Source organism: Longimicrobium sp. (assembly GCA_036387335.1).
Taxonomy (GTDB): Bacteria; Gemmatimonadota; Gemmatimonadetes; order Longimicrobiales; family Longimicrobiaceae; genus Longimicrobium.
Genome location: DASVTZ010000064.1, coordinates 1 through 10,389, shown reverse-complemented (window position 1 = coordinate 10,389; position 10,389 = coordinate 1). Strand labels below are relative to the sequence as shown.

Annotated in this window: 6 protein-coding genes; 5 read left to right on the top strand and 1 reads right to left on the bottom strand. The window is 70.3% G+C overall.

All coding sequences use genetic code 11. The features are described from left to right. Positions 1 to 86 precede the first annotated feature (86 nt). Positions 87 to 2,768, bottom strand: coding sequence for a DNA gyrase subunit A (gene gyrA, locus VF647_05445; GenBank protein HEX8451519.1), 2,682 nt, complete (start codon positions 2,766 to 2,768; stop codon positions 87 to 89). Between the two features lie 567 nt (positions 2,769 to 3,335). On the opposite strand from gyrA, the gene VF647_05440 reads away from it, so the two are divergent. The 5 genes from VF647_05440 to VF647_05420 all read left to right on the top strand — a co-directional run bounded on the left by VF647_05440 (position 3,336) and on the right by VF647_05420 (position 10,073). Then, complete coding sequence (locus tag VF647_05440) at positions 3,336 to 4,493, top strand: S8 family peptidase (GenBank protein HEX8451518.1); 1,158 nt, start codon at positions 3,336 to 3,338, stop codon at positions 4,491 to 4,493. Positions 4,494 to 4,718: 225 nt separating this feature from the next. Next, the gene (locus tag VF647_05435; GenBank protein ID HEX8451517.1) at positions 4,719 to 6,047 is read left to right on the top strand and encodes a sigma-54 dependent transcriptional regulator; all 1,329 of its coding nucleotides are present in this window, start codon (positions 4,719 to 4,721) and stop codon (positions 6,045 to 6,047) included. Positions 6,048 to 6,268: 221 nt separating this feature from the next. After that, positions 6,269 to 6,781 carry a hypothetical protein gene (locus tag VF647_05430; protein HEX8451516.1) on the top strand — a complete coding sequence of 171 codons (513 nt, stop codon included), beginning with the start codon at positions 6,269 to 6,271 and terminating at the stop codon, positions 6,779 to 6,781. Between the two features lie 24 nt (positions 6,782 to 6,805). Continuing rightward, complete coding sequence (locus tag VF647_05425; protein ID HEX8451515.1) at positions 6,806 to 8,113, top strand: tetratricopeptide repeat protein; 1,308 nt, start codon at positions 6,806 to 6,808, stop codon at positions 8,111 to 8,113. Positions 8,114 to 8,282: 169 nt separating this feature from the next. Further along, positions 8,283 to 10,073 (top strand): BamA/TamA family outer membrane protein, encoded by a 1,791-nt coding sequence (locus tag VF647_05420; GenBank protein HEX8451514.1) that lies wholly within the window; start codon positions 8,283 to 8,285, stop codon positions 10,071 to 10,073. Positions 10,074 to 10,389: the final 316 nt, after the last annotated feature.

Below are 10,389 nucleotides of genomic sequence, written 5' to 3'. Positions count from 1 at the left end.
CCATACATACGACCGCCCCTCCCCCAGGTAGTTTTGGGGGAGGGGCCGCGAGGTGACGAGCGGGGGAGGGGGCCTCGGCCCCCGTCTCAGCTCTCGTCGTCGTCGTCCAGGTCGCCGAGCGAATCCAGGTGGTCGTCCGTGTAGTCCTCCTCCGGAAGCTCCTCGTCGTCCACGTCGTCTACATCGGCGGAGTCGTCGTCCTCCAGGTCCTCGTCGAGGCCGATTTCCTCCTCGAGCGCGGCGGAAGGCACGATCTCCGTCGTCTCCTCGGCGTCGGAGACGATGGGCTCGGGGACGGCGTCCTCGTTCACCACGCGCGCCACGTCCATCACCGTGTCCTTGGCGCCCAGGTTGATCAGCTTCACACCCTGCGTGTTGCGGCCGATCACGCGGATCCCGTTCACCGGCTGGCGGTTGATGACGCCCTGGCGCGTGATCACCATCAGCTCGTCGCCGGGGTGCACCTCCATGATCGCCACCACGCGCCCCGTCTTGTCCGTCGTGCGGATGTTGATCACGCCCTTGCCGCCGCGGCCCTGCAGGCGGTACGCCTCCACCGCCGTGCGCTTCCCCATCCCCGTCTCGGTGACCACGAGCAGCGTGGGGCCGGGCTTGGTGACCACCATCCCCACCACGCGGTCCTCGCCCTGCAGCATGATGCCGCGCACGCCCGTCGTCGCGCGGCCCATCTCGCGGATGCGGCCCTGGGGGAAGCGGATCGCCATCCCCTCGTACGTCGCCAGGATCACCTCGCAGGTGGCGTCCGAGATCTGCACGGAGATCAGCTCGTCGCCCTCCAGCACGTTGATGGCGTTGAGGCCCACCTTGCGCGGATTGCCGTAGGCGGAGAGCGCCGTCTTCTTCACCACGCCCTTGCGGGTGGCGAAGATCAGGTGCTTGTCGTGCGCGAACTCACGCACCGGCACCAGCGCGGCGATCTTCTCGTCCGGCTCCACGTTGATCAGGTTCACCACGGGCTTGCCGCGGCTCCCGCGCGAACCCTGCGGAATCTCGTGCACCTTGAGCCAGTAGCACTGCCCCTCGCGGGTGAAGAACATCAGGTAGTCGTGGGTCCGCGCGAGGAAGAGGTGCTCCACCCAGTCCGCTTCCTTGGTCGTCACCCCGCTGATGCCGCGCCCGCCGCGCGCCTGCGCCCGGTACGCCGCCACCGGCTGGCTCTTGATGTAGCCGGCGTGCGACACGGTGATCACCATCTCCTCGTCGGGGATCAGGTCCTCGATGGAGAAGGAGCCCGCGTCGCCCAGGATCTCGGTGCGGCGCTCGTCGCCGTACTTGTCCGCCACCTCGCGCAGCTCTTCCTTGATGATCTCCAGGCGGCGCGCCTCGTTCCCCAGGATGTCCACCAGGTCCGCGATGGTGGCGCGCACCTCGGCCAGCTCACCCTCCAGCTGCTCGATCTCCAGCCCCGTGAGGCGCGCCAGGCGCATGTTGAGGATGGCGTCCGACTGGCGGTTGCTGAGCGTGAAGCGCGTGCGCAGGCTGATCCCCGCCTCTTCCGTGGTATCCGAGCCGCGGATGATGGCGATCACCTCGTCGATGTGGTCGACGGCGATCTTGAGCCCTTCCAGGATGTGCTCCCGCTCGCGCGCCTTGCGCAGCTCGAACTCGCTGCGTCGGCGAAGCACCTCGTGGCGGTGCTTCAGGAAGTGGAAGATCATCTCCCGCAGCGACAGCACGCGCGGAACCCCGTCCACCAGCGCAAGCATGATCACCCCGAAGGTGCTCTGCATGGTGGTGTGCTTGTACAGCTGGTTCAGCACGATGTGGGGGATGGCGTCGCGCCGCAGGTCGATGACGATGCGGATGCGGCTGTCGCTCTCGTCGCGCAGGTCGCTGATCCCCTCCAGCTTGCGGTCGCGCACCAGCTCGGCGATGTGCTCGATGAGGCGCGCCTTGTTCACCTGGTACGGGATCTCGGTGACGATGATGCGGTCGCCGCGCCCGTCCTCGCGCTCCTCGATCTGCGCCCGCGCGCGGATCACCACCCGCCCGCGCCCGCCCTCGTACGCCTCGCGGATCCCCTCGCGGCCGTAGATCACGCCGCCGGTGGGGAAGTCAGGCCCGCGCACGAAGGCCTGCAGGTCGGTGCTGGTGGCCTCGGGGTTGTCGATCAGGTGGATGCACGCCGCCACCACCTCCCGCAGGTTGTGCGGCGGGATGTTGGTGGCCATCCCGACCGCGATGCCGCTGGACCCGTTGACCAGCAGGTTGGGGACGCGCGCCGGCAGGACGCGCGGCTCCACCTGCCGGTCGTCGAAGTTGGGCGCGAAGTCGACCGTCTCCTTGTCGATGTCGGCCAGCAGCTCGGTGGCCAGCGGGGCGAGGCGGGCTTCCGTGTAGCGGTAGGCCGCCGCGCTGTCGCCGTCGATGGAGCCGAAGTTCCCCTGCCCGTCCACCAGCGGGTAGCGCAGGGAGAAGTCCTGCACCATGCGCACGAGCGAGTCGTACACGGCGCTGTCGCCGTGCGGGTGGTACTTGCCCAGCACGTCGCCGACCACCGTGGCGCTCTTGCGGTACGCGCGGTTGGGGGCGAGCCCCGCCTCGTGCATGGCGAAGAGGATGCGGCGGTGCACCGGCTTCAGCCCGTCACGCACGTCGGGAAGGGCGCGCTGCACGATGACGCTCATCGAATAGTCGATGAACGACTCGCGCATCTCGTCCTCGATCAGCCGCGAAAGGACCTTGGATCCGCCGGTGGGCTGCTCGGCGAACTCGTTCGGTTCGGGCGGGGTGATGTCGTCGGCCATTTACAGCGTGCCTGGAAGCTCGTAAGCGTCGGTCGTTCCCACAGATACGGGAGTCGCCGATGATACCCCGCCGCGCGCGCGGGGTGCCCCCGGGAAGGGGCGTGGGCAGAAGCCGAAAAACTACGCGCCCGCGCGCGGTTTCGCCAGTCGGGAGGTCTCACGCAGAGGCGCAGAGGCGCAGGGAGAGAGCAACAGAGAAAAGCCTCACACAGGTGACACGGAGGGAACTGCAAGCCACAGGGAAAAACCTTTGGCGGTTGTCTCTGTGGCCTCTGTGTCTCTGTGTGAGCCCCTGCTGTTCTTTTCTCTCCTGCGTCTCTGCGCCTCTGCGTGAGACAATTTCAGGTGTTTACTTGGCTCGGCGCGGGTCGGGCGCTGCAAATTGGTGGGCGGTGCACCAAAGTGCGCCGCCCCTTTTTCGCGCCTCCAACAGGTATGTCGTTGCGCCGCGCGGCTTTGTGCTCGTGCACCGGAATGGCGCGCCGCGTGCCTTCGGAGAGGGCGTCCAACACCCGCCCACCGAGGGGCGGCCGGGCGATCCCACCGCAGGACAGCGAGGACTCTTCCATGACCCGTGCCACATTCGCAATCCTGGGCAGCGCCCTGGCGCTCGCCGCCTGCTCCGACGTCCAGGACCCCACCGGCGCCCGCCCGTCGCCCACGTCGTCCGTGCGCTCCGCGGCCCCCGGCAGCGCCGTCCCGGGCTCGTACATCGTGGTGCTGAACGAGGGCGCCGACCCGCGCTCGGTGGCGGCGGTGGCGCAGGTCGATCCGCAGTACGTCTACACCGCGGCCATCAACGGCTTCGCGGCGGAGCTGAACGCCGGGCAGCTCAACGCCCTGCAGCACAACCCGAACGTGGAGTACATCGAGGAGGACGCCGTGGTGCAGTCCGCCACCACGCAGAGCGGCGCCACGTGGGGGATCGACCGCATCGACCAGCGCGCGCTTCCGCTGAGCGGCACCTACAACTACACGACCACCGCCTCCACGGTGTACGCGTACGTCATCGACACGGGCATCCAGACCTCGCACGCGCAGTTCGGCGGGCGCGCCGCGGTGTCGTACGACGCGCTGGGCGGCAACGGGCAGGACTGCAACGGGCACGGCACGCACGTGGCCGGCACCATCGGCTCCGCCACCTACGGCGTGGCCAAGAGCGTGCGCCTGCGCGCCGTGCGCGTGCTCAACTGCCAGGGGAGCGGCACCAACTCCGGCGTCATCGCCGGCATCGACTGGGTGCGCGTGAACCACGCGAGCCCGGCGGTCGCCAACATGTCGCTGGGCGGCGGCTACTCGTCCGCCGAGAACACGGCCGTCACCAACCTGGTGAACTCGGGCGTCTTCCTGGCCGTGGCCGCGGGCAACGAGAACCAGAACGCGTGCAACGTCTCCCCGGCCAGCGCGCCGGCGGTGACCACCGTGGCCGCGTCCGACCGCACCGACACGCGCGCCTCGTTCAGCAACTACGGCAGCTGCGTGGACATCTACGCGCCGGGCGTGAACATCACCTCCACCTGGCTGAGCGGCGGCACCAACACCATCAGCGGCACCTCGATGGCGTCGCCGCACGTGGCCGGCGTGGCCGCGCTCTACAAGGCGACGTACGGCAACGCCTCGCAGTCCACCATCAACAGCTGGCTGGTGAACAACTCCACCGCCAACGTCATCAAGAGCAACCCGTCCGGCACGGTCAACCGCCTGCTGTACAAGAGCACGCTGTAATCGCGCCGCGGCGCGCCGGAGAAGCAGATGTTCCGGCGCGCCCGTGCCGGTGTGCGGGGGACCCACGGCAGCGCCGCGGGTCCCCCGCTCCCGTCGCGCTGGACTTTGCCGGGCGAACACCGTAATAATCCCGTATACGGACCCCGTCGCGCGTTTGCGCCGCTTCCGTGCGGGCGCTATACTCGACCAAACCTCAATTCCGGCTACCAGCGCACCCCATTGCCCTTGAAGGTCCTCCTTCTGGACGCAGACCGCGGCGTCGGTCGAACGCTCGAACCCGAGCTGGACGCGGCGGAGCTGCACACCGCGCACGGGCTCACGGACGGGCTACGCCTCATTGCGGCCGGGACGTGGGACCTGATCCTGCTGGACGCGGACTTCTCCGACGCGGGGATGGAGATCCTGGGCAGGCTGCGCGGCGACGGCTCGGCGCCGGTCGTCCTCCTCTCGCAGCGCCCGTCGATGGAGCTGGCGCTGGAAGCGATCCGCCAGGGTGCGCACGACGTGCTCCCCAAGCCGCTCCCGCGCGGACGCGTGCGCGAGATCCTGGCCGGCATCGAGGAAGTGCGCCGCCTGCGCCCCATTCCGGACGAGGTTCGCGGCGGCGACGCCATCGTGGGGTCCAGCGCGGGGATGATGCAGGTGTTCAAGTCCATCGCCCGCGCGGCGGACAGCGACGCCACCGTCCTGGTGCTGGGGGAGAGCGGCACGGGCAAGGAGATGGTGGCACGCGTCCTCCACTCGCGCTCGCGGCGGGCCAAGGGGCCGTTCGTGGCCATCAACTGCGCCGCCATCCCCGAGAACCTGCTGGAGTCGGAGCTCTTCGGCCACGAAAAGGGCGCCTTCACCGGGGCCATCGGGCGCAGGATCGGCCGCTTTGAGCGCGCCAACGCCGGCACGCTCTTCCTGGACGAGATCGGCGACATGAGCCTGGCGCTGCAGAGCAAGATCCTGCGCGCCATCCAGGAGCGCGAGGTGGAGCGGGTGGGCGGCGGGTCGCCGGTCTCCATCGACGTGCGCATCGTGGCCGCCACCAACCGCGACCTGGCCGAGTCGGTGCGCGAGGGCCGCTTCCGCGAGGACCTGTACTACCGCCTGGCGGTGGTCGCGCTGAACCTGCCGCCGCTGCGCGACCGCGGGGCGGACCTGGACCAGCTCGCCCTGCACTACGTGGCCCACTACGGCCGCGAGCACGCGCGGCCCATACGCGCCGTGGCGGAGGAGGTGTTCGGCGCCCTGCGCGCGCACCCGTGGCCCGGCAACGTGCGCCAGCTTCGCAACGCCATGGAGCGCGCGGTGGTGATGTCCGAGGGCGAGATCCTTCTCCCCCAGCACCTTCCGGCCGACATCCTCCACCCGCCCGCGGCGCGCCCCACCACGGCGGACCCGGCCGAGATGCCGCTGGTGACGCTGGAGGAGATGGAGCGCAGGATGATCCGCCGCGCCCTGGCCGAGACGGCGAACAACCTCACCATGGCGGCCGAGCGGCTGGGAATCCACCGCAACACGCTGCGCCGCAAGATCGCCGAATACAGGCTGGGGGTGCCCACCTGACCGTGTAACGGCGATGGTTGCACCATCCGTACACTTTGGTTAGTTTTACAAAGTCCCCAAATGAATGTCTGCACACGGGAACGCGGCTTCCTGGCCTTTCCTGCCCCTCCCCCGTGTCCCTTCCATCCCTTCCGGAGGTACGCATGCGTCTTCGCCGTTTCCTGTTTGGTGTGGTGCCGGTCCTTGCGCTCGTGGCTGGCTGTGGGGAAGCGGGTGGACCGTTGGGTGGTCAGGGACAGGCGGCGCCCGTGCAGCCGCGCCTCGCGGCGGAGACCGCGCTTCAGCTGCAGAACGTGGAGCGGGTGGCGGCGTACAAGGTCACCAAGGCCAAGCCCGCCAACCTGTGGGCGAAGGCGTGGATCGGGCCCGCGGGCGGCACGCTGAGCTACTACGGCTTCCGCATCGTGGTTCCGGCCGGCGCGGTGGACAAGGTGACGATGTTCACGCTGAGCCTCCCCAAGGAGGGGACGGAGCGTGCGCTGGCGGAGTTCGGCCCGCACAACGTCAGCTTCGCGCAGCCCATCACCATCGAGCTTCCGTACGCGGGCACCACCTCCGAGGGCTTCGGTGCCGGGACGCTCTGGTATGACGAGTCCACCAAGCTGTGGACCAGCGTGGGCGGTACGCTCACGGCGGACGGGCAGCGCGTGCAGACGCAGGTGTGGCACTTCTCGACGTACGGCACGCAAGAAACGTCGTTCATGGGCGGCGGAACGTCCACGGCGGGCGGCTGAGCCGCACCGAACTCCTACCTGCTCGTGTCCCGGTCTGAAGCGACCGTCGAGGAGTTGCTGGGCATCCTTCCGGCGCTGGATGAGCTGGAAGTGCTGCGGTTGCGCCTGATCGGCCTGGCTGTTCCCGACCCGAAGCGGGCCTGGGACAGCTCGAGCGCGTACGCCACCGTCGACAAGCGCATCCTGACTCCCGCCGAAGTAGAGCGCTCGGTGGAGCAGGCGGAGGCCGCCCTGCGCGACTACGTGACGTCGCTCCATAACGGTCTGCGTCCGTTGTTCCGCAGCTTTTTCTCGGGCGACGCGAACGAGGCGTCGCGGCACCTGGTGGCGCTGGGCGAGCACCACGAGGACGCGGGGAGGGCCCGCAGCGCGCGCGAATGCTACCGCGCCGCCCTGAGGCTGTCGCTGCCGCTTCCAGACAAGGGCGCGCAGGTGCTGGCGCTGCGGCGCATCGGGCGCGTGTCGCTTGCGGTGGGCGAGTTCCGCGACGCGGCCGCCCACTACGAGCGCAGCGCCGAGCTGGCCCGCCACTCCGGCGACCTTCACGGCGAGGTGGTGGCGCGCATCGGCTCGGGCAACGTATCCAACTGGCAGGACCGCTGGCCCGAAGCCGAGCGCTACTACCTGGAGGCTCTCCGCATCGCCGAGAGCGCGGGCGGGCTGGAGCTGGAGAAGGGGCAGATCTTCACCAACCTGGGGAGCGTGGCGACGCGCCTCCAGCGGTGGAACGAGGCGGAGGAGTGGTTCGAGCGTGCGCTCGCCACCTGGCAGAAGGTGCAGTCGCCGAATGACTATTCCGTCTGTCTCCACAACCAGGGCCACCTGCGCGCGTACCAGGGGCGGCGCGCCGAAGCCCGCGAGGCATACGAGCAGGCGCTGGCGCTGCCGGTCTCTTCCACCATGCGCGCGGTGATCGCGTCTGACGTGGCGGAGCTGCTGGGCGAGGACGGGCACCTGATGCTCGCCGAGGATTGGGCCCGCGAGGCGGAGGAGCACGCGATCGCCGCGGGATCGCCGTACGCGCTGGGGCGGATGTACTACGCGCGCGGCAACCTGGCCCGCGTGCGCGGCGACCTTGACGGCTTCACCTTCTTTGAGAAGGCGCTGGAGATCGCCCGCGACAAGGGGTACCCGTACCTGGAAGCCGAGACGCTCGCACAGTACGCGGACCTGCGGCTGAAGACGGGCGGGGTGGAGGAGGCGCAGGCGTACCTGGAGAGCGCGCGCGACATCTTCAGCGATCTCGGTGCGGTTCACGACCATGCCCGCGCGTTGGAGGCGCTGGCGCGGCTGGCGGCACCCGACACTTCGCTGGCAACCGCGCGCGACTGACACTCCTGAGAGCTGGCGGGGTACGAGGCGGAGCCTGGCATGGCTTGCGCCTCGTTTTGGCGTCCGGCCGGGCGCGAACATTGCTCCCTGCGTCTGCACAATCCGCATCGCGCCCCGTACGGCCTTGCTGCCCGGCGGAGCGCCCGTACCGCGCCGCGAGGCCGCGAAGTTGCCGAACCTGCGCCGCCCTGACCGCTTCATCTGCGCGCTCGCCCTGGTGGCGGGGGCGCTCTTTGCGCGCGCGGCGGCCGCGCAGGAGGCGCCCGCGGACGAGTGCGCGGGGGGGCGGATCTCGCAGGTGTTCATCGACAACCGCTCCGTCTTCGACACGGAAGCGGGGAAGCAGGGCTCGCGCTTCGGGTGGGCGTTCCGGCTGGCCAACCGCGCCCACATCCGCACGCGCGACCAGGTGATCCGGCGCGAGCTCCTCTTCAAGGAAGGCGACTGCTACGACCCCGCGCTTCTGCTGGACTCGGAGCGCATCCTCCGCAGCACCTCGTACATCGCCGACGCGGACGTCTTCGCCGTGCGCCAGCCGGACGGCACCATGCACGTGGTGGTGGAGACGCGCGACGAGTGGTCCACCCGCCTGGAGCCGCAGATGGAGAGCGGCGGCGAGGTGGGGGTGCGCGGGCTGGAGCTGCGCGAGGACAACCTGCTTGGGCGCGGGCAGCGCGTGTCGGCGTTCATCAAGGAGCGGCAGGGGGAGCGGGTGTTCGGCGCCTCCTTCGCCACGCGCCACGTCCTGGGCACCCACACGGACGCGGAGATCTCCCTGGCGCGCACGCCGGTGGGCTACGCCGTGCAGCAGCGGCTGGCGTGGCCCTTTCGCGGCGAGGGGGGGCGCTTCGCGCTGCGCGAGCAGTTCGAGCACGAGGAGAACAACTTCGAGTTCTGGGTCCCCGACGCGGAAGCCGGCCGCCCGCGCCGCTTCCTCTTTCCCGAGGAGCGGCGCACCTTCGACGTGGGGACGGTGTTCCGGCTGGGGCAGCGCGGCAACCTGACGCTCTTTGGCGTGGCGCTGGCGGGGGACTGGACGGTGTACCCGCGCGATTCGCTGCGCACCTCCGGCGGCGGCGAGGTCACCATTCCGCTCCCGGGCGGCGGCAAGGTGATCGGGCTGGACTCGGTGTCGTCGCTGCGCTTCGTCTTCCTCGCCGGCCAGCGCAACGTGTGGTTCGAGCGGCGCCGTGCCCTGGACGCCGTCCGCGGCTCCGAGGACGTGCGCCTGGGCGTGGAGGCGGAGGTGGGCATCGGGCGCAGCCTTTCCGCCCTCTCCACCGACGACGACCTCGCCGTCGACCTGGGGTTCTTTGCGGCGGGGCAGCTCCCGGGCGGGGTGCTCGCCGGTGTGCGGCTGGTGGGCGAGGGGCGGCGCGATTACGCGGCGCCGGTGGGGAGCTTCGAGTGGCGGAACATCTTCGGCCAGGCCGACGGGTGGGCGTACTGGCGGCCCAGCCCCGAAAGCCGCACCACCTGGGTGGCCGCCGCCGCGCTGGACGGCGGATGGCGGACCACCGTTCCCTTTCAGCTCACCCTGGGTAGCCGCGCGGGGCTGCGCGGGTACCGGCCGCACGTCTTCATGGGCGAGCGCCGCGCGGTGGCCACGCTGGAGCACCGCGCGTACCTGGGATGGCCATATCCGCGCCTCTTCGATGTGGGCTCCGCGGCGTTCGTGGACGTGGGGAAGATCTGGCAGGGCGGCGACCTGTACGGCCGCGAGTCTCCGGTGCAGGCGAGTGCGGGGGTGGGGCTGCGCGTGGCCTTCCCCCCGGGTTCGCGACGCACCTATCGCCTGGACTTCGCGGCCCCGGTGGCGCCGCGCTTCGAGCCCGGCGGCATCCAGGTGTCGCTCGGCATCGGCCAGGCCGTCGGCCGCAGCGCCGCCGACGACCACCCGCAGATCCGCCGCAGCAGCCGTCGTGCGCTGAGCGCTTCGCTGTTCAGCTTCCCGAACTGAGGGGCTCTCGCGGCCCGTCCTGAAAACGAGAGGGAAGCGCGGTGGTCTGCGCGCGTGGACGGGTGTGGCGCGGCGGCGGGCACGGGCAGCCACGTGGGGCGGCCCCTACGCGGTGGGGTGCCGGCCGCAGGGGTTGGGGCGGGGGCGAGGGTGGGCAGACACGGAGGTCTGCCCCTACGGACGGGTTCGGTGCGGCGCAGGGCACGGGCGCGATGAATCGCGCCCCTACGGGATCTGTGCGAGGCGGAGGGTAGTTCTCCCCCTCACCCGCCCTGCGCCCCCGCAGGCGGGGGAGGGGGCCGGGGGGAGGGGGCCC